Below are 18,808 nucleotides of genomic sequence, written 5' to 3'. Positions count from 1 at the left end.
ATTTCCCACACGCCCGGGTTTTTCCATGAAGGCATACGGAAGAGGCATATTCTGAAAAGGGGGAATACAGCGGTGAGCAAACTGTGGGGTGGACGTTTCACCAAAGGAACGAACAAGCTCGTGGAGGAATACACGGCCTCTATCGGCTTCGATAAAGCGCTGGCGGAAGAAGATGTGCAGGGCAGCCTGGCGCATGTGACGATGCTTGGCAAATGCGGGATTCTACCGCAGGAGGATGTAGAGACGATTAAGGAAGGGCTTCAAAAGGTGCTGGAGAAGGTTCGCGCTGGTGAAGTCGAGTTTTCTGTCTCGGACGAAGACATTCATATGAACATTGAGAAACAGCTGATCGGGGAGATCGGACCGGTCGGCGGTAAGCTGCATACGGGACGAAGCCGCAATGACCAGGTGGCGACGGATATGCACCTGTACTTACGGAATCGGGTGGTCGAGCTGACTGACCTGCTGCATGGGCTTCAGGAAGCGCTGATTGAGCAGGCCAAGGACAATGTAGAGACGATTGTGCCCGGATACACGCATTTGCAGCGGGCGCAGCCGATTCTGTTCGCGCATCATCTGCTTGCCTATGTCTCGATGTTCCGCCGGGACGCGGAGAGGCTGACGGACAGCTACAAGCGCATCAATGTGCTGCCACTGGGAGCCGGAGCGCTGGCGGGAACGACATTTCCGATTGACCGGCATTTTGTAGCGGAACAGCTCGGCTTTGACGGCGTCTACGAGAACAGCCTGGATGCGGTCAGCGACCGCGATTTTATCGTCGAGTTCCTGGCGAACGCCTCGCTGATCATGACGCATCTGTCGCGTCTGAGTGAAGAACTGGTGCTGTGGAGCAGCACGGAGTTCAGCTTCGTGGAGCTGGATGACGCCTTCTGTACAGGCAGCAGCATTATGCCGCAGAAGAAGAATCCGGACGTGCCGGAGCTTGTGCGCGGCAAGACGGGCCGTGTTTACGGCAATCTGATCGGCCTGCTGACGGTGCTGAAATCACTGCCTCTGGCGTACAACAAGGACATGCAGGAAGACAAGGAAGGCATGTTCGACACGGTTGCGACGCTGACTGGCGCTCTTCAATTGTTCGCGCCGATGATTGCGACGATGAAGGTCAACAAGGGACGAATGCGGGAAGCGGTGAACACCGATTTCTCCAACGCGACGGATATTGCGGATTTCCTGGTTGGCAAAGGGCTGCCGTTCCGCCAGGCGCATGAGGTGATCGGGAAGACAGTGCTGTACTGCATCAATGAAGGCAAATTCCTGCTCGATCTGACGCTGGACGAGTTCAAGCAGTTCTCGCCGCTGTTCGACGAGAATATTTACGCCGTGCTTCAGCCGGAAGCGGTTGTCAATGCGCGTAATGTATACGGCGGCACGGCAACAGTGCAGGTGCAGGCGGCGATCGGACGGGCGGAAGGGAATCTGCTCGAAGCGAAAAAATGGGTTGCGGAGCATGCAGCGAAACTTTAAGCGTGTCGTCTGGCAAGAAACAGAGTCAAGGGGCCATTTGAGTAGACATAACGGGTTCTTGTTTGAGGTACAAACAAAGTAATTAACTAAAAATGACATTCAAACTGATAATAGTTGGGATGTCATTTTTTCTATATATACAAGGGAATAAAGTTCGGCATGCGATCGATGCGATCAATAAAGTTTTTGACTTCGAAAAATGATCAGAAAATCTGTGCGAATATTAGGTTGTTAAAAACCTGCGACCATACATCCTTTTTCCACAAATGTTAATTCAAGAGGGACCATTCCTGCGCAGATACATGTTTTCCCGACTTGGCTTCATGTTATTGCAGAAATAGCTTGAAACTCCTGCACGATCGCAGCTCTTTTTCAATCGATCAAAGGATCAGCGAAAGAAAATGTATTTACGCAGTTTTGCCCGCACCCGAAAAGGAGACACGTTAGGGGTAGAAGAACTGGTCTCTTTTTTAATGAGCATATCCTACACTCTCAGCGGCAGCCAGGCCAGCACATCCTGAATTTTGGTATCCCAGTATCCCCATTCATGAGTTCCCGGGCTCTCCTCATAAGTTAAAGACAGGGAGGTAGCTCGGGCGGCATCGCGAAAACGCAGATTGTCCTCATACAAAAAATCCTCCGTACCACAGCATTGGTACAGCATCGACTTCGGTCCGCTCGAGGCGTCTATCTTGCGGATCAAGGCTAGAAGGTCCTCATCCGTTCCAGAGATATCCTCAGTGCCAAAAATCATTTCAAATTCTTGTTTGGACATAGCGTTACCATGGTTGATATGAAGATGCGCCACATCCAGTGCTCCGGATAGACTGGCAGCAGCGGCAAAAGCCTCCGGCTTGCGAAGCCCCAGCTTGATTGCCCCATAGCCTCCCATCGACAAGCCTGCCACGAAGTTATCCTCACGCTCTGCCGACAGCGGAAAGAACGAGCGCGCCAGTGCCGGCAGTTCCTCGCTGATAAAGGTCCAGTATCGGCCTCCGTAAGCCATGTCCGTATAAAATCTGCGATGCACCTGCGGCATAACGACCGCAATCCCCAGGTTCGCGACATAGCGCTCAATCGAAGTGCGGCGAAGCCAAGTGGAGTGATCATCCGACAATCCATGCAGCAGGTACAAGGTAGGATGCAGGCCGCTGCGAGCAGTGCTTCTCATTCCGATTTGTGTCTTTGTCTTCTGCGGTAGAATCACCGTCATCGACGTGCTTAGTCCCAGTGTTTCCGAATAATGACGACATTCGATTAAAGCCATATTATCGACTCCTCCCCTTTGGCAAATCATACCATAGTTATCAGCGACCAATATTATAAAAATGAATAAAGTTCTTCTGCAAGAGTGTGGGCGCGATACGGTCGGCAGTACATGGTCAAGGAGAACAAGCCACGCTTAAGCTATGTACGAATGTGTAATTAGGCTGGAATCGACATGTCTTTGGGACAACTTGTTCGAATTGCAGAGGGGAAGGAAGAGGGGATGAATAAAAGCGTAAGGTACGGGGAAAAGAGAGGCGTGTCCAACTATCACTGCAGGGCTAGCAAATCGGCGACATAAACGGCTCCGGCCAGCTTGCCGCCGTCAGTGACGATAATGCAGTCGTTCTGCTGCATTGGATGGCGGTCCATCGCCATTGCCAGAACCGTATGCGGCGCAGTGGTGATGTCGACAGTCAGCGGGGCTTTGTGAGCCAGCTTCATTGCAGGTTCTTTGTAGAATGTGTCCATACCGAAACGGCCGGATACTTTCAAAAAGAACATCTCGCTCATGAGCAGCCCCACCGGCTCGTCTACCGGATTGCAGAGGACAAGACATTTGGACTCCGGGTGCTCGAACATCAGACGAAGCGCCTGCCGGCAGGTGTGGTGGTCATAAACGATCGGCGCAGGTCTCATAAGATCGGCCAGCTTAAGATCGGTCGATATTGCCGTTGTTGTCACGATAAGTCATCCTTTCTAAATATAGTGATTATTGAGTATATCATCAGTATATCAGCAGATTGTAAAGAGGAAGGCTTGCTTAGGTAAAGCAAGAATTAAATATGCTGGAGGACAAAAAGGAAATCCGAAAACGGACGATCCCGAAAAACCGGAACCGCACTTTGGCGGCCCGGTTTTCGGATTGCCCCCTCAATTATTCTTCCTTATTCCATCCTCTACCAGCGGACGCTCGGAGGGCTCCGGCGCGGCTGATCTTGTTCCGCCAGGGCCGACGGCGACAAGGGTTTGCTGCGGCCGGTAGGTGTCGCGCGACAGTTTTTTTCTGTCTACGGCCTTGCCGTCTACCTTGCGGGTGAGGTAGGTCTCAACGACATATCCGGCTTTGCCGTTCTGGAGCGTGCGCGAAGCGCCGGCCGGCAGGGATGCATCGGAAACCGTCCGCCTGCCGGGCGACAGGATTTCCACGGTCCGCGACTCAACCTCGTATGATACGTTTTGCGGGAAGGTGCCAAAGAGCTTGACGGTCAGCGCGCGGCCCTGCACGGCGGATCGGATTAATAAATAACGGCCGGTATTGTTGCGGAAGCGGAAATTGATCGACCCCTGGGAGAATGTCGCATCCTGGCCTTTGGGCAGGTAGCTTACCGGCAGGGAGTGGTTACGCCGCTCCACGATTTCAAGTCCCGTACGCAGCGCCGCGTTATACAGCGTGCTGGATACCTGGCAGATTCCGCCGCCGACGCCCGGCTGAAGCCTGCCGCTCACGATGACCGGGGCTTCGCGGAAGCCGGTGGTCTTCTCCGCTTTTTCGATTGCTTTGCCGTAGTCGAATATTCCCCCCGGGGGAAGGAGCGTATCATTCACCGCTTTTGCCGCCGATTCCACGTTGTAGCTTCTCCCCGGACCGCTTGAGCCCAGCGAGGTGCTGAATTCGGCAATCTTGCGGGCCACTCCCTGTTCCCGCAGCGACTCTACCGTGACATCCGGCTGCACGATTTTAAGCGGAAGCTTAGCGGTGATGCCCGTGCTCGGCACAGCCTCCAGCCGGTCGAAGCTTCTCGGAAGCGCGGCCCGAAGCGAGGCTTCCATGCTGTTCCAGTCAACCCGGAGGGAGGTTTCACCCGGTGTATAGACGATTTGGTCGCTCTCCGTAATTCTCCGGGTGGCATTCACAGGCTCGCCGAAAGCGGTCCGCTCCCACTGAGGACTCAAGTTTCGTTTCAGCACAGCGCTGTCCCAGCCGGCCTCAAGGCTCCATGTCTTCGCGAAGCCGCGGCGGGCCTTGACCCGCTCCAGCAGGCTCCCGTCCGTCAGTTGGTCCAAGTTCTTCAGAAACCGGTCCGCATTATATGAAATGCCCGCTTCCTTAAGCGTAATCCGGATCTCTGTTTCCCCGTCTCCCGTCAGTGTGATCGGGATTACATGCAGCACTTCCATCTTCCGGTCCAGTTCCGTACGCGCCTCCGCGATATCCATTCCGCCGACACTCCAGCCCGCAAGCATCGTCCCCTTCGGCACGCTGCGCTGTCCCGCATATAAGTACAGCCCCCCGTATACTAGCGAAGCCACTAATATTAGTCCGATTAGCGCAATCAGGGCGCCATGTGTTTTTCTCATCGCAATGTCGTCTCCTCTGATACCGAAATTTGCGCCAAGAGGCGCCGGTTCTGCCGCGAAGGCCTTTAGAAATGCGGTCCGCCATGCCGATATAGTTATAGGGAAGCGGGCCCAGCTTGATCATTCAAAATATATGCCGGGTCTCAGCAAAACTTTCGGGTACTCAAGCAGTTACGGATTTGTTACAATAGATACGTCTGTGGTCATATCGCAGTTTATGGAAGCTTGCACAGTCAATGCCGAAGAGCGTGGAACGGATAAGTCAGAATCGGGAAGTGATGAAGATGATCGAAATGCAGGATATCTGGAAGACATATCCTAATGGCACCCATGCACTTCAAGGAGTGTCGGTCAAGATCGACCGCAACGAATTCGTATATATCGTCGGCCCGTCGGGCGCGGGCAAATCGACGTTCATGAAATTGATTTATAGAGAAGAATCGCCGACCAAGGGCCAGATTTCCGTGGGAGGTTTCAATATCGGCAAGCTGAAGCCGCGCAAAATCCCTTACGTGCGCCGCAATATCGGTGTAGTATTCCAGGATTTCAGGCTGCTTCCGAAGCTGACGGCTTTTGAAAATGTCGCGTTTGCGATGGAGGTTATTGAAGCGCCGAGAAAGCAGATCAAGAAGCGGGTGAACGAGGTGCTCGACCTGGTGGGCCTGCGTTCCAAAGCGAATCGCGAGCCTTCCCAGCTCTCCGGCGGGGAACAGCAGCGGATCGCCATCGCCCGGGCTATCGTCAACAATCCTTCCGTCATTGTGGCGGACGAGCCTACGGGCAATCTGGACCCGGAGACATCATGGGGTATTATGCAGCTGCTGGATGAAATTAATTTTCGCGGCACAACCATAGTTATGGCCACCCATAACCGGGATATCGTGAACAAAATGCGCAAACGTGTTCTGGCCATCGAGCATGGACAGATCGTCAGAGACCAGCTGAGAGGAGAATACGGATATGAGTTTTAAAACCTTCTTGCGGCATGTGCGGGAAGGCTTCAAGAACGTATTCCGCAACGGCTGGATGTCGGTGGCCTCCATCACATCCATTGTCGTCTCCTTGCTCGTGCTGGGCGTCTTTATTTTATTGGTATTAAATGTAAACTCACTGGCGGACAAAGCGGACAGTCAAGTGCAGATCACCGTTCATTTGACCCTGGAGACGAATCAAGCGCTGCGTGAGACGCTTCAGAATGAGATCGGCAGCATGCCCGAGGTCAGCAAAATCCAGTTCGTCCCTAAAGATCAGGGGCTGGAGGAGCTGCGTAAGGATTTGGGGCCGGATGCCGACAATATACTGGAAGGATTTGACAAAGATAATAACCCGCTCAATGACGCATTTCGGGTGGAAGTAGTGAAGGCGACGACCGTGCCGTTTGTGGCGGATAAGATCAAAGCGCTTAACGATACTCATCCCGAGAAACCGATTTACAAGGTGAAATATGGGGAGGGCGCCGTGGAGACTCTGTTCAAAATCACGCGCACGATCCGCAATGTCGGTTTTGTTTTTGTCGCAGGGCTCGGTGTCATGTCGATGTTCCTGATTTCAAATACGATCCGGGTGACCATACTGGCCCGCCGCAAGGAGATCGGAATTATGAAGCTGGTGGGGGCGACGAATGCCTTCATCCGCTGGCCGTTCTTTATCGAGGGCGCGCTGATCGGGCTGTTAGGCTCACTTATTACCGTCGGGGTATTGTATGCCGGTTATACCGGTCTGAATACGTCCATAAAGGGTGATCCGCTGATGGGGTGGAGACTATTGCCCTTTACCGATATCTGGATGCAGCTGAGCGGTCTGCTGGTCGGACTTGGGGTGCTGATTGGCATTTGGGGAAGCACCGTGTCCATCCGCAAGTTTTTGAAGATCTGAACAATTAAGAACAAAGGACGGGGAACGTGAGTTGAGAAAAATAGCCGCCGGTTTAGCCGTATTGCTGCTGTCTGCCGTAATGTTCCAGCCCTCTGAAGGATATGCCAAAAAACCAAGCGTTGCCGAAATCGACAAGCAGCTTAAGCAGCTGCAGCAGGATGTGAAGAACGCGAAATCGCAGCAGGAAAAAGCGGCTGCCCAAGGCCAGCAGGCCCAGCACTACAAGATTAAAACGAACCAGAATCTGCAGGTTGTGCTTGGCCAGATTGAAGTGGTCAAGGGCGAAATGAAGCAGATATCTGCCAAAATCGATAACACCGAGGAATCTCTCAAGACGACGGCTTCCGAACTGGATGCAGCGCAGGAGCGGGTGGATTCGCGGCAGAAGCTGATCGAATCCCGCGTGCGTCTCATGTATACGGATGGAGCGGTATCTTACCTTGACGTGCTGCTCTCTTCCAAGAGCTTCTCGGATTTCCTTGACCGCGCGGATTCGCTTAAGCTAATCGTGGATCAGGACCAGGATTTGCTGGATCAGCATAAGCGGGACGAGGCGACCGTTACCCAAAAGAAGAAAGAGCTTGAAGGGCAGTACGCTCAGGCCAAGCAGTTGTATACCGATCTGGAATCGCAGCGGAGCGTCTTGAAGGATAAGGAAGCCGAGAAGCAGGAGCTGATCGCTTATTACGACAAGGCTATCGAAGATGCGGAGGATATCAGCCAGGAGCAGAACGCCAAGCTGGTCCAGCTCGCAAGCCAGCGGGCGGCGCTCGAAGACCAGAAGGACAGGCTGAAAGCTGAAGAAGCGGCCAGAAGAGCAGCGGCGGCCAAGGCGGCAGCAGCGAAAAGAGCGGCCGAGGAGGCGGCAAGAAGAGCAGCAGCGTCGGCCAGCAGCTCCGGCGATTCCGGCGCGGAGCATGGCGGGGACGATTCGAGCAGCACCTACGCCAGTGGCAGCGGTCCGCTGCTGCTGCCCGTGGGCAACGCGCGGGTGTCCTCGCCGTACGGCTACCGGATTCATCCGGTGACGGGAGAGCGCAAGCTGCATACCGGCGTTGACTTCGCCGTTCCGCAAGGCACGGACATTCATGCTGCCGAAGCGGGCACCGTCATTGTCGCGGAATGGTGGAGCGGATACGGCTACTGCGTGGTGATCGACCACGGCGGCGGCATGTGGACGCTGTATGGCCACATCCGCGAGGGCGGAATCAAGGTTAGCGTAGGTGACAAGGTGGAGCGCGGACAGACCATTGCGGAATCGGGCGCCACCGGCCGGGTAACCGGACCGCATCTTCACTTCGAGGTGCGGATTGACGGAAAGCCGGTCGAACCGATGGATTACTTATAGTTTAATGGTATCATAAATAATATTTAGCATTACGGCATATACTGGAAGTCAGACCGATCTTACGGGACGGACCTCAGGCTGACGGCATGGTGGACAAGAAGGGACGGTGGAGGCTTCATGTTAAAAAAGAGCACAGCGGCTTTTATGGTTATCGCAGCTCTGCTGTGCGGCAGTCTGCTGACGCTGGCTGTGACGGGCTCGCTCTTTTCCGGACAAGCTGCCGGAGAAAGCGCGGCATCCATTTTGGCAAACGGCGGGCTTGCGCAGAACGAAGCGAAGAAGCTTGGGACGACGCTTGGCCTGATCGAGGGCAATTACTACCAGAGCGTGGATCGAAGCAAGCTGATCGACGGCGCGGTTAACGGGATGATGGAAGCGCTCGGCGATCCTTATTCAAACTATATGGCCAAGGAAACGGCGGAGAAATTCGAAGAGAGCATTGAGGGCTCGTTCACCGGCATTGGAGCCGAGGTCGCCTCGGATAACGGTAAAGTCGTCGTTGTGTCGCCGATTAAAGGCTCGCCGGCGGAGAAGGCCGGAATTCAGGCGAAGGATATTATTGCCTCCGTGAACGGAACAACGCTTACAGGAATGGATTTGAACGACGCGGTCGCCAAAATCCGTGGCCCCAAAGGCAGCACAGCGGTCCTCGTCATCCAGCGCAGCGGTTCCGCGCAGCCCCTGACGTTCAATATCAAACGGGATAATGTGACATTGGAGACGGTCTACTCCACTATGGAGCAGAACGGCATTGGCGTTATTGAAATTACGCAGTTCTCGCTGAACACCGCCGACCGCTTCAAGGAAGAGCTGGCCAAGCTGGAGAAGAAGGGATTCAAAGGTCTTGTCATTGACGTCCGCAACGATCCCGGCGGCGTGCTGCCGGTTGTCATCGATATTGCCGAGCAGTTTGTGCCAAGAGACAAGACGATCGTTCAAGTCGAGAACAAGAACAAGGAACGTGAACTGACGACCTCCAAGGGCCGCGGCAAGGATTATCCGGTTGCCGTCTTGATGAACAAAGGCAGCGCGAGCGCTTCGGAAATATTGGCGGGAGCGCTGCAACAGTCCGCCGGAGCCAAGCTAATCGGCGAGAATTCCTTCGGCAAGGGAACGGTGCAGACCAGCTTCGATAAGCAGCTCGGCGACGGCAGCCTGCTAAAAATTACGATTGCCAAATGGCTGACGCCGAACGGGACATGGATTCACGGCAAGGGAATCAAGCCGGATATCGCGGTGGCGCAGCCGGATTATTTTTCGGTGACGCCAATCGATAAGAGTAAGCTGCTCCAGTACAACTCAAACAGCCCGAATGTGAAGAGCGCACAGACGATGCTTGACGGTTTGGGCTATAAGCCGGGGCGTAAAGACGGATACTTTGACACCGGTACGAAGGACGCGGTGAAGAAATTCCAGAGCGCGGCCAAGCTGAAAGTTACCGGTATTATTGACGCCAAGACGGCGGAGGCGCTGGAAGCCGCCTTGATCAAGGCGATTCGAAACCCGGAGAATGACAATCAGCGCAACCGGGGAATTGAAGAGATACGGAAGGAAATCGGGGCGAAGGCGTCGAATTCATGAAGAAGGCTATTACAGCCTTCTTTTTTCATGCTGCTAAAGAAAGGGAGCCAATATTTTCCGTTTAAAAAGCCTGTCTTTGATAATCCCAATCCATTAGAATAGAGGATGAAGCCGCGGCTTAAGAGAGCGCAGCCAAAGGAGCGTGACGATCAGTTTGAATGACATGCTGGAACTGCTGGCAAGCTTGGGGAATGCAGCGCTGCATATGCTGGCAAGCTTGGGGAATGCAGCGCTGCATATGCTGGCGCAGCCCTTTTATTATATCGCTTTGCTGTTCATTGGCCTTTATTTCCGCAGGCAGACGCTGCTGGAGCGGAGGCTCATTCATGTAAAGCTGCACAGCTGGGGCAGGGAAATATGGCGCGCCATATGGACCGGTCTGGCCGCAGGTATTCTCGTCTCGCTGGCAGCCGTCCTGCTCGGCGTTTCGGTAACGGGTCCGGCAGTTGTCTGCATCTGGGTGGTGAGCCTAGTTCTGCTGCTGTTCCGGGTGCGGTACTTCTGCTTCGCGTATTCCATCGGCCTGCTTGGTGTTATTCAGTTTGTTCTGTCCTTCTTCCCCGGCTTCCTTCCTGGGGGCCTTGGCGGAGAGGCCGTGACAGCGGTTAGAGGAATGGATATTCCCGCGCTGCTTGCTTTGGCTGCCATCCTGCATGTGGTCGAGGCGCTGCTCGCCCGCTGGCAGGGGCCGGCGCTTGCGACGCCGTTGTTTCTGGAAGGCAAGCGCGGCCGGGTGGTGGGCGGATACCGGATGGAGGCATTCTGGCCGCTGCCGCTCTTTCTGCTCGTTCCCGCAGGCGCGGGAGTCGGCGTGCTGCCGTGGCCGACGCTGCTCGGCGGAGGCCTCGGCCTTGTCTCGCTGCCTGTCGTCATCGGCTTCAGCCAACTGACGACGGGCATGCTGCCGCAGAGCAAAGCCGCCCGCGCCTCACGACGGCTGCTGCTCTGCGGCGCCGTCCTGCTGGGCCTCGCGCTGCTCGCGGCCCGGTACAGCCCGCTGACGCTGCTCGCGGCGCTCGCGGCTCTGCTGCTGCACGAAGGGCTGGTGTGGTACGGCGCTCTGGAGGAGCGCCGCAGCAGCCCCTTCTTCGTGCATCCGCCGCACGGCCTGAAGGTGCTGGCCGTGCTGCCCGGCAGCCCCGCGCAGGAGCTGGGCATCCTGCCGGGCGAGATCTTGCTGAAGGTCAACGGCGAAGCGTTGACCGGGAAGGCGCAGCAGCTGCATGAGGCGCTGCGCAAGAGCCCGGCGTTCTGCAAGCTGGAGGTGCAGAACGCCGCCGGCGAGAGCAAGTACCTGCAGCGCGCCATTTACGACGGCGACCATCATCTGCTGGGCGTTATTCTAGCGCCCCAGCCGGACGAATATACGACGGCGCCGGAGAAGCCGGCCGGCATTGTTGGCATTGCCCTCATGAAGACGGGCGCCCGTCGCAGGCCGGCCGGCGCCTCGGCACTGCCGTCCCAGATGGAGACGACAGCGGCGCAAGAGATAGCGGCTGCGCAAGAGGTGGCCGCTGCGCAAGAGACGGCCACAGCGCGCGAGGCGGCCGCTACGCTGCCCGGACCTGGAACGCCGGGACCGCTTTCAGGCTCCGGCAGAGCGAAATCGGCGAAACGATAGCCCGCAACGAACGAATAGTGGCGACAAGTCGCATTGCACCAAGAACGGGACAAGCCCGGATTTCCGAGAAAATCGGAATCCGGGCTTTGTTGCCTCGTTCTTCTGCTGCAATCTTAAATCGGTCGTCGCAGCGGGGCCTCGATTCCAGATGCAGACGCTCGCGATACACATATGCTGCTGCACAACTCGAACGTTCGCGATACACATATACTGCTGCACAACTCGAACGCTCGCAATGTGCATGTGCTGCTGACAACATGCCCCTGTCTGCATGCGTGCTACATAACGCAGACGTTCGCGATACACATGTGCTGCTGCACAACTCGAATGTTCCCGATATGCGTGTGCCGCTGCACAACTCGAACGCTCGCGATACACATGTGCTGCTGCACAACTCGAACGTTCGCGATACACATATACTGCTGCACAACTCGAACGCTCGCGATATACATGTGCTGCTGCACAACTCGAACGTTCCCGATACACATATACTGCTGCACAACTCGAACGCTCGCGATATACATGTGCTGCTGCACAACTCGAACGCTCGCGATATGCGTGTGCGCTATATAACGCAGACGCTCGCGATGTGCATGTGCTGCTGACAACATGCCCCTGTCTGCATGCGTGCTACATAACGCAGCCCCTCCTGATATGCGTTTGCTGCTGCCCAACGTACTCCTATCTACATGCGTGCTTGCCCCTCCCCGGCATTCGTGCTGCATAACACACGCCGTGAGGGGTTATCTTGCCGTCCATCGCTGCGTAGAGGCGAATGAAGGTTCAATAGGCCGTTTGGTCAGCCTGAATAGGCGAGGTTTTCCTGCAAACCTGCAGGATTTTCCAGGTTGATTTCCCCCGGAAGAAGGAATTGCTGCGGTGGTGCAGTTATTTTGATGCTTACACGCCGAAACGGGGAGAAGGGAGTGAAATGCCTGCACTTTTGCAGGAACGGGTCCGGGGAGAGATTTTTTACGAGGAATAGATGTGCAAATGCAGGAAATCTTCGCAACCTTCTGCAGCAGCCGTCTACCTTGCCTTTCTTTAGGGGAACGCTTCGCAGATTGCCCACTGTAAGGGGGCGGCCCCCTAATTGGTGTCCACTCTGAGGGGCAGCCCCGCTTGTTTCCACTAAGGCAAACACAGCTCACTCTAAGGCAAGCCTCATAATTCCACTCAAGTCGTCCTCTCATGCTGAATCACATGGCAGGCACTGATCTTCTCTTTTGCTGAATCATACATACAGGCGCTGATTTTGAAGGTGAAGCCATCCTTTTGACATCTCTACAATTACCGCTCTTGATTCACCGCCCATTTTTCAAATAAAAAATAGCGATCTGCGTCCGGTCCCGCAGTCTAAGCTTGCTCAAAATTTCGGTTATGTAGTTTTTGACCGTTCCTTCGCTTAAGAATAGTTCGGCGGCAATTTCCTTGTTCGAATGCCCCTCGGCGATTGCCTTGACAACCGACTGCTCCGTCTTGGTCAGCCCGTAAGATTCCAGAGGACAGGGGGACGTGTTCCCGGCGGCGGGTTGGAGAAAGTTCGCGAGCTTGCGGGCAATGTCGGGATGAATGAGCATATTGCCTTCATGGACCGTCTTGATGCCCTGGATAATGCGGTCCGGGGGGATGTTTTTGAGCAGATAGCCGCTGGCTCCGCCTTTGAGCGCCTCGATAATATATTCATCATCGTCGAAGGTGGTCAGCATCAGCACGGCAGCCTGCGGATAACGCTGTTTGATCAGCCGCGTGCCCTCTACGCCGTTAATGCCGGGCATGCGGATATCCATCAGCACGATATCGGCTTCCGCCCCGCTTTCCAGCAGCTTCAGCGCCTCGCCGCCATCTCCTGCGGCCCCCGTTACCTGAATATCCGGGTCCATGCCAACGAGCACCTTCAGACTTTCCCGTATAAAAGAATCGTCGTCCACGATTACGACTTTAATCATGCTTGGAAGTTCCCCTTTCTGTAAGAAATCTGCTCTGCCGCTCTACATAATCTCACTTTGCTTATAAACCGGCAGCTTTGTTATGACAGTGAAGGGATAAGCAGCCCGGACCTCAAACGTTCCGCCAACCAGCCGGGTACGCTCCTCCATCCCTGTTAACCCCATGCCGCCGGCCCCACCGGTAAGGTGCAATCCTCGGTTCACGCCGGACAACCGTTCCGGGCGGGGGCCTTTGACCCGGTTGTTGCCGTTACGTTCCTGCAATCCCTGGTTCACGCCGGACAACCGTTCCGGGCGGGGGCCTTTGACCCGGTTGTTGCCGTTACGTTCCTGCAATCCCTGGTTCACGCCGGACAACCGTTCCGGGCGGGGGCCTTTGACCCGGTTGTTGCCGTTACGTTCCTGCAATCCCTGGTTCACGCCGGACAACCGTTCCGGGCGGGGGCCTTTGTCCCGGTTGTTGCCGTTACGTTCCTGCAATCCTCGGTTCACGCCGGGCAACCGTTCCGGGCGGGGGCCTTTGACCCGGTTGTTGCCGTTACGTTCCTGCAATCCCTGGTTCACGCCGGACAACCGTTCCGGGCGGGGGCCTTTGTCCCGGTTGTTGCCGTTACGTTCCTGCAATCCCTGGTTCACGCCGGACAACCGTTCCGGGCGGGGGCCTTTGACCCGGTTGTTGCCGTTACGTTCCTGCAATCCCTGGTTCACGCCGGACAACCGTTCCGAATCAACTCCATCGTCCCGGTATTCACCGCTGCTCTCCGCCGCCTGGCTGCTACACTCTTCCGTCCCCGCCGTCTTTCCGTTATTGCTGACCTCCATCGTGACTTCGGACGGGCTGTAGCAGAGCTTGATGCCGACCGATGTCGCGTGACCGTGCCGGAGTCCATTGGTGATGGCCTCGCGGGCATTTTTGTACAGGACGACCTGAAGGCTCGGATAGAGCGGATAAGGTACGCCCTCCACCTTATATGAGGTCTCGATGCCAGTGTCCCGGCCGATCTCCTCCAGCAGTCGGTCCAGGGCATAGGCGCCATCAAGCCGCAGGCCCCGGCCGATGCGCCTTACGGCGGCGCGCAGGTCATCCATGCTCTCGGCAAGCTGATCGCGCACCTGCCGCATCATGGACATGCCCGCTTCCGGCGTAGAGGGAAGCGTGTGCAGCGCGGCCTCCATCATCATTTTGACGCGGATGAGCCGGTGGCCGATATCGTCATGCAGCTGGCGGGAAATCCGCACCCGTTCCTCGGCTTGGGCGGCATTCTCTACTTGGGACGCAAACTGGAGCAGCCGATTTCGGGCTTCGTCCAGTTCGAAGTGCTTTTTGCGCAGCTCGTCATAAAGAAGAAGCGTCTCCTCCCGGCCGCGTCCCGCCGAATGAAGCTGGGCGCACAACACGGCAGCCAGCAGAAACACCAGATTCACCCAGGCGCGAATCACCGGAGCTTCTTCCATAACGGCGGTGTTCAGCACGGCCAGATGAATCCCCGCAAGCAGCAGAGGCAGCGAGCGGGGACGGAGGCGGAAATAGACGAGCAGCACAGACAGGGAAGGAAACAGCATCAGGCTACCGTACCTGGAGCAAAGCCAGGAAGAGTACAGCAATTCCAGCGCGGCCATCCCTGCGGTGAACCGTGCCGGTAAGCGTGCTCCCAGCGTCGTCAGCAGCAGAAGAATCAGCAAATGCAGGGTGAACCGATCATAATTGGCATATTCCTGGACATACATCGAGAGAAAAGCGGGTATGACAATCAGCCCGTACCGCAGCAGCTTTAGCTCCTTGTTCACACGCCGTCATCCTTTTCGTAAGAGAGATAGAGGTTAAGTGTCTTTCCTTCGCAAACGTCCTTTTTTCAGTGAATGGCTGATCCTGGCGAGGGAAGGCGTATTATCGCATTTCCATCTTAGCACATCCTATGTGCTGCGGGACGCGGGTTTGGCTGCTGGATTACAAGAGATGACTTAAGTCACCTTCACGTCATGACCTTCCGTACCTTCGGCGGCTTCGGGGCTGCGCTACAATGAAACCATGAAGAATAAGGGACAGGAGAGATGAACAATGGCGCTTGCGCAGCTAACTGATGTGGTAAAAAGATATGACAGCAAATTGACGGTAGATCATGTGAATTTGAGCATACGGGAGGGTGAGATTTTCGGTCTGCTTGGTCCAAACGGTGCGGGCAAAAGTACGACGATCAGCATGCTCTGCGGCCTGCTGAAGATGGACGGGGGAAGCATAGTCATTGATGGCATTTCCGTAGCGAAGCAGCCGCTTGAGGCCAAAAAAAGAATCGGGCTCGTCCCCCAGGACCTGGCGCTGTACGAAGATCTGACTGCCTGGGAAAACGCATCCTTTTTTGGAAAACTGTATGGCCTGCGCGGCGAACTGTTGAAGGAGCGGGTACAGGAGGCGCTGGAGTTTACCGGACTCGCCGACCGTGCGAAGGAGAAGCCGTCCACTTTTTCAGGAGGGATGAAACGGCGGCTGAACATTGCCTGCGCCATTATGCACCGGCCCAAGCTCATTATTATGGATGAACCTACGGTGGGAATCGACCCGCAATCCCGTAACCATATCCTTGAATCGGTCAAAGCGCTCAATAAGCTGGGTTCCGCCGTCATCTATACGAGCCACTACATGGAAGAGGTTGAAGCCCTTTGCGACAGGGTGGCGATTATGGATAAGGGGCATATCATTGCTTGCGGGACGGAAAAAGAACTGCGGGAACGGGTCGCCCACGAAGAGAAGATCGTCATCAAAGCCGGCAGTATCACATCTGAACTGATTCTGGAACTTAAGCAGCATCCCCGGGTAACCCGGGTGGAAGCGGAAGGCGAGACGGTGGAACTGTATCTGCCGTCGTCCCAAAGCGAGCTGCAGGACATTCTGTTTATTTTCGCCAAGCATGGGGGCGTCATTCAGGCGCTGCAAATCGAAGAACCGGATCTGGAGACATTATTCTTAAGCCTGACCGGACGGACTTTACGGGATTAGGAGGAGAGGGCTATGGCAAATATTTGGACCATTGCGGCTTATGAGTTGCGGCGCCTGCTTCGTTCCCGCTCGATGCTGATCAACCTGTTTCTGCTGCCGATTTTGCTGATTTTCTTGCTTGGCTCGGCGCTTTCCGGCGTTATGGATGGAGGTAAGGACCAGACGATCGATTCTTTCCGGGTGGGCATTGTCGATGCGGCAGCGAACCCCTCCGAACGCTCGCAGCTGATCGGGAACTTCCTGAAAGCGCCAGAGGTCGCGGAGATTATTACACCGGAAACCGCAGACAGCCGGGAAGCGGCGGTAAGCGGCGTGCGTTCAGGAGAATACGGCTATGCCGTCATTGTTCCAGCGGGATTCGACAAGGATATCATGAGCGGGAAGGAAGCGCGGCTTGAATATATTCTCGGCAAAAACCGGACGGACAATATGGTCGCAGCGACTGTGTTCGACAATTTCCTGAGCGGCATCAATTACAGGCAGGCTGCCGCCATGATGCTTGGACCGCAGGCGATTCCCGCGATGACGGAGCCCGGGGAAGGCGGTCCGGCCGTGGTGCTCGGCAAGCTGAATGAAGGAGCCCCGGCGTACACCGCTTCCCAGTATTACGCGGCTGCGATGCTTCTGATGTTCCTGCTTCTGTGCGGACAAATGGTAATCACCAGCCTATACAGCGAAAAGGATAACCATACGTTGTTCCGGATCGGCTCCATGCCGGTGAAGGGCGGGGAACTCTTTATGGGAAAAATGCTTGGCATCGGAATCGTATCCGTCCTGCAGTGCGCCTCTATTATTGTGGCCACGCACTTTCTGTTCGGTGTGTACTGGGGCAACCGCCCGGGGCTGCTGGCGCTGGTGTGTCTGCTGATGATTTTCGCTTCGCTTACCTTGTCGGTCGTCATATGCATGTTCGTCCGTACTGCGGCGCTGGCACGCTCCGTTTCAACAGGGCTTACAGTAGTGATGACGTTTATTAGCGGAGGGATGGCCCCGCTGCCCGATTCCTGGTTGAACACGGGCGGCGCGTTTTCCATCAATCATTGGGGGCTGCGGAGTATTCTGCGGATGATGCTGGAGTCGCCGCTTTCGCAGATTTCGGGCAGTATCGTGATGCTCTCGCTGATCGGTTTTGTGCTGACGGGCCTCGCATTTTTCTCATACCGAAAGGTGGGTTATCATGCATAACATTATTACCATTGCCTGGAATCTGATCAAACGGATGATTGGCAGACGCCGGGGCGTGATCGCCTATATTCTCATGCCTGGCGTCATTGTTTCCGTCATCATATGGATGACCGGCGGCACCGTGGATCATAAGACGAACGTGCTGTACACGAATCTGGACGGCGGCCCCGCCGGAGCGCATATCATTGCCGAACTGGAGAAGACAGGCGATTATACCTTGATTGAAAAAAAAGACGCGGGCGGGCTGCGCACCGGAGTTCTTAACGAAGAAGGCGGTGCGGGACTGGAAATTCCGGCAGGCTATTCAGCCTCGCTGCTCACCGGTCAGTTGCCGCAAATCCATATCTATGAGTTAAAGACGTCCGCAGCGTCAATCGCGCTCAAAATGAAGGCCGAGGAAATCGGGGGAAGGCTGCGCGAAGTGGCGTCGGCGGTGGGAGCGGCGGGTAACGGAGCATCCGCCGGAACGGCTGACGCGCGTGAAGCTCAGTTGTCCACTGTCCTGCAGCAGGCGGAGCAGCATCTTGTGGGCAGCCAGAAGACCGACTATAATCTATATCCCCGCGAAAGTCTGAGTGTCGTTACCGGATTTATGCTCATGTTCCTTATGGCTATGGTTACAAGCTCCGTCTCGTTCATTATGGATGACCGCAAGCAGAGGACAATGATGCGGATGTTCAGCGCGCCGGTTCGTTCTTATGAAATTGCCCTTGGCAATTTTCTGGGCAGCTTTACGGTGGGCGTGCTACAGGTCGCCGCCGTGCTTCTGGTAGGCCGCTATGTGCTGAACTACAACTATGAGCTTCCGATGTATCTATATTTTCTCATCCTGGTGGCGTTCATGTTGGTGTGCATGGGTCTGGCCAGTACGGTGGCCGGATTCATCCGCAATCCGAACAATGCGGGCATGCTGAACGCGCTCATTCTGACCCCGACCTGCATGCTGGGAGGATGTTTCTGGCCCATCTCGATCATGCCGGAATATATGCAGAAGGCTGCGAACTTCGTCCCGCAAAAATGGGCGATTCAGGCCGCAGACCTCGCTGCCACCGGCAGCGGCTGGAGCGAGCTATGGCTGCCCTTTGCGGTGCTGGGCCTGATGGCGGCCATTCTGCTGGCCATCGGTTCCGCCATTCTGCGGCCGAGTGAGTCGGCTGTATAGAACGGCCTGCTTACACCTGTAATGGCGAAATGATCCACTT

The 18,808-nt window shown here is 55.7% G+C and carries 15 protein-coding genes; 10 read left to right on the top strand and 5 right to left on the bottom strand.

Annotated elements, in window-relative coordinates; genetic code table 11:
- Positions 1–72 precede the first annotated feature (72 nt).
- Positions 73–1,485 carry an argininosuccinate lyase gene (gene argH, locus PDUR_RS24135; RefSeq protein WP_042208503.1) on the top strand — a complete coding sequence of 471 codons (1,413 nt, stop codon included), beginning with the start codon at positions 73–75 and terminating at the stop codon, positions 1,483–1,485.
- 484 nt (positions 1,486–1,969) lie between these two features.
- Here the strand turns inward: argH and PDUR_RS24130 are convergent, their stop codons facing one another.
- From PDUR_RS24130 to PDUR_RS24120, 3 genes are all read right to left on the bottom strand, one after another.
- Positions 1,970–2,752, bottom strand: coding sequence for an alpha/beta hydrolase (locus PDUR_RS24130; RefSeq protein WP_042208502.1), 783 nt, complete (start codon positions 2,750–2,752; stop codon positions 1,970–1,972).
- Positions 2,753–3,021: 269 nt separating this feature from the next.
- Positions 3,022–3,435 (bottom strand): CBS domain-containing protein, encoded by a 414-nt coding sequence (locus PDUR_RS24125; protein WP_042208500.1) that lies wholly within the window; start codon positions 3,433–3,435, stop codon positions 3,022–3,024.
- A 189-nt stretch (positions 3,436–3,624) separates the two neighbouring features.
- Positions 3,625–5,052: a VanW family protein gene (locus tag PDUR_RS24120; RefSeq protein ID WP_042208499.1), complete on the bottom strand. Its 1,428-nt coding sequence runs from the start codon at positions 5,050–5,052 to the stop codon at positions 3,625–3,627.
- Between the two features lie 284 nt (positions 5,053–5,336).
- Between PDUR_RS24120 and ftsE the strand changes: the two genes are divergently transcribed.
- From ftsE to PDUR_RS28970, 6 genes are all read left to right on the top strand, one after another.
- The gene (gene ftsE / locus PDUR_RS24115) at positions 5,337–6,023 is read left to right on the top strand and encodes a cell division ATP-binding protein FtsE (RefSeq protein WP_042209669.1); all 687 of its coding nucleotides are present in this window, start codon (positions 5,337–5,339) and stop codon (positions 6,021–6,023) included.
- Positions 6,013–6,927 (top strand): permease-like cell division protein FtsX, encoded by a 915-nt coding sequence (gene ftsX / locus PDUR_RS24110; RefSeq protein ID WP_042208498.1) that lies wholly within the window; start codon positions 6,013–6,015, stop codon positions 6,925–6,927. Before ftsE ends, ftsX begins: the two co-directional genes overlap by 11 nt.
- 31 nt (positions 6,928–6,958) lie before the next feature.
- Positions 6,959–8,275: a murein hydrolase activator EnvC family protein gene (locus PDUR_RS24105; protein WP_042208497.1), complete on the top strand. Its 1,317-nt coding sequence runs from the start codon at positions 6,959–6,961 to the stop codon at positions 8,273–8,275.
- A 117-nt stretch (positions 8,276–8,392) separates the two neighbouring features.
- Positions 8,393–9,856: a S41 family peptidase gene (locus tag PDUR_RS24100; RefSeq protein ID WP_042208496.1), complete on the top strand. Its 1,464-nt coding sequence runs from the start codon at positions 8,393–8,395 to the stop codon at positions 9,854–9,856.
- A 205-nt stretch (positions 9,857–10,061) separates the two neighbouring features.
- Positions 10,062–11,477, top strand: coding sequence for a PDZ domain-containing protein (locus PDUR_RS24095; RefSeq protein ID WP_169744958.1), 1,416 nt, complete (start codon positions 10,062–10,064; stop codon positions 11,475–11,477).
- A gap of 257 nt (positions 11,478–11,734) precedes the next feature.
- Positions 11,735–12,082 (top strand): hypothetical protein, encoded by a 348-nt coding sequence (locus PDUR_RS28970; protein WP_156130595.1) that lies wholly within the window; start codon positions 11,735–11,737, stop codon positions 12,080–12,082.
- Between the two features lie 699 nt (positions 12,083–12,781).
- On the opposite strand, the gene PDUR_RS24085 is transcribed toward PDUR_RS28970, so the two are convergent.
- Positions 12,782–13,426 (bottom strand): response regulator, encoded by a 645-nt coding sequence (locus tag PDUR_RS24085; protein WP_042208494.1) that lies wholly within the window; start codon positions 13,424–13,426, stop codon positions 12,782–12,784.
- Positions 13,427–13,468: 42 nt separating this feature from the next.
- Positions 13,469–15,214: a histidine kinase gene (locus PDUR_RS27540; RefSeq protein WP_052410375.1), complete on the bottom strand. Its 1,746-nt coding sequence runs from the start codon at positions 15,212–15,214 to the stop codon at positions 13,469–13,471.
- 271 nt (positions 15,215–15,485) lie between these two features.
- On the opposite strand from PDUR_RS27540, the gene PDUR_RS24075 reads away from it, so the two are divergent.
- The 3 genes from PDUR_RS24075 to PDUR_RS24065 are packed head-to-tail and all read left to right on the top strand — an operon-like array spanning position 15,486 to position 18,768.
- Positions 15,486–16,421, top strand: coding sequence for an ABC transporter ATP-binding protein (locus tag PDUR_RS24075; RefSeq protein ID WP_042208493.1), 936 nt, complete (start codon positions 15,486–15,488; stop codon positions 16,419–16,421).
- A gap of 12 nt (positions 16,422–16,433) precedes the next feature.
- The gene (locus tag PDUR_RS24070; RefSeq protein ID WP_042208492.1) at positions 16,434–17,606 is read left to right on the top strand and encodes an ABC transporter permease; all 1,173 of its coding nucleotides are present in this window, start codon (positions 16,434–16,436) and stop codon (positions 17,604–17,606) included.
- Positions 17,599–18,768 (top strand): ABC transporter permease, encoded by a 1,170-nt coding sequence (locus tag PDUR_RS24065; RefSeq protein ID WP_042208491.1) that lies wholly within the window; start codon positions 17,599–17,601, stop codon positions 18,766–18,768. Before PDUR_RS24070 ends, PDUR_RS24065 begins: the two co-directional genes overlap by 8 nt.
- Positions 18,769–18,808 lie beyond the last annotated feature (40 nt).

This window comes from Paenibacillus durus (assembly GCF_000756615.1).
Classification (GTDB): Bacteria; Bacillota; Bacilli; order Paenibacillales; family Paenibacillaceae; genus Paenibacillus_AQ; species Paenibacillus_AQ durus.
Note: the sequence above shows the minus strand (reverse complement) of the source record. Positions and strands in the feature narration are given on the sequence as shown.

Coding starts and splice junctions, on each gene's coding strand:
- PDUR_RS24130 (WP_042208502.1), bottom strand. CDS start 2,752: ATGGCTTTAATCGAATGTCGTCATTATTCGGAAACACTGGGACTAAGC.
- PDUR_RS28970 (WP_156130595.1), top strand. CDS start 11,735: ATGCCCCTGTCTGCATGCGTGCTACATAACGCAGACGTTCGCGATACA.
- PDUR_RS24100 (WP_042208496.1), top strand. CDS start 8,393: ATGTTAAAAAAGAGCACAGCGGCTTTTATGGTTATCGCAGCTCTGCTG.
- PDUR_RS24070 (WP_042208492.1), top strand. CDS start 16,434: ATGGCAAATATTTGGACCATTGCGGCTTATGAGTTGCGGCGCCTGCTT.
- PDUR_RS24095 (WP_169744958.1), top strand. CDS start 10,062: ATGCTGGCAAGCTTGGGGAATGCAGCGCTGCATATGCTGGCGCAGCCC.
- PDUR_RS24065 (WP_042208491.1), top strand. CDS start 17,599: ATGCATAACATTATTACCATTGCCTGGAATCTGATCAAACGGATGATT.
- PDUR_RS24075 (WP_042208493.1), top strand. CDS start 15,486: ATGGCGCTTGCGCAGCTAACTGATGTGGTAAAAAGATATGACAGCAAA.
- PDUR_RS24120 (WP_042208499.1), bottom strand. CDS start 5,052: ATGAGAAAAACACATGGCGCCCTGATTGCGCTAATCGGACTAATATTA.
- ftsE (WP_042209669.1), top strand. CDS start 5,337: ATGATCGAAATGCAGGATATCTGGAAGACATATCCTAATGGCACCCAT.
- ftsX (WP_042208498.1), top strand. CDS start 6,013: ATGAGTTTTAAAACCTTCTTGCGGCATGTGCGGGAAGGCTTCAAGAAC.
- PDUR_RS24085 (WP_042208494.1), bottom strand. CDS start 13,426: ATGATTAAAGTCGTAATCGTGGACGACGATTCTTTTATACGGGAAAGT.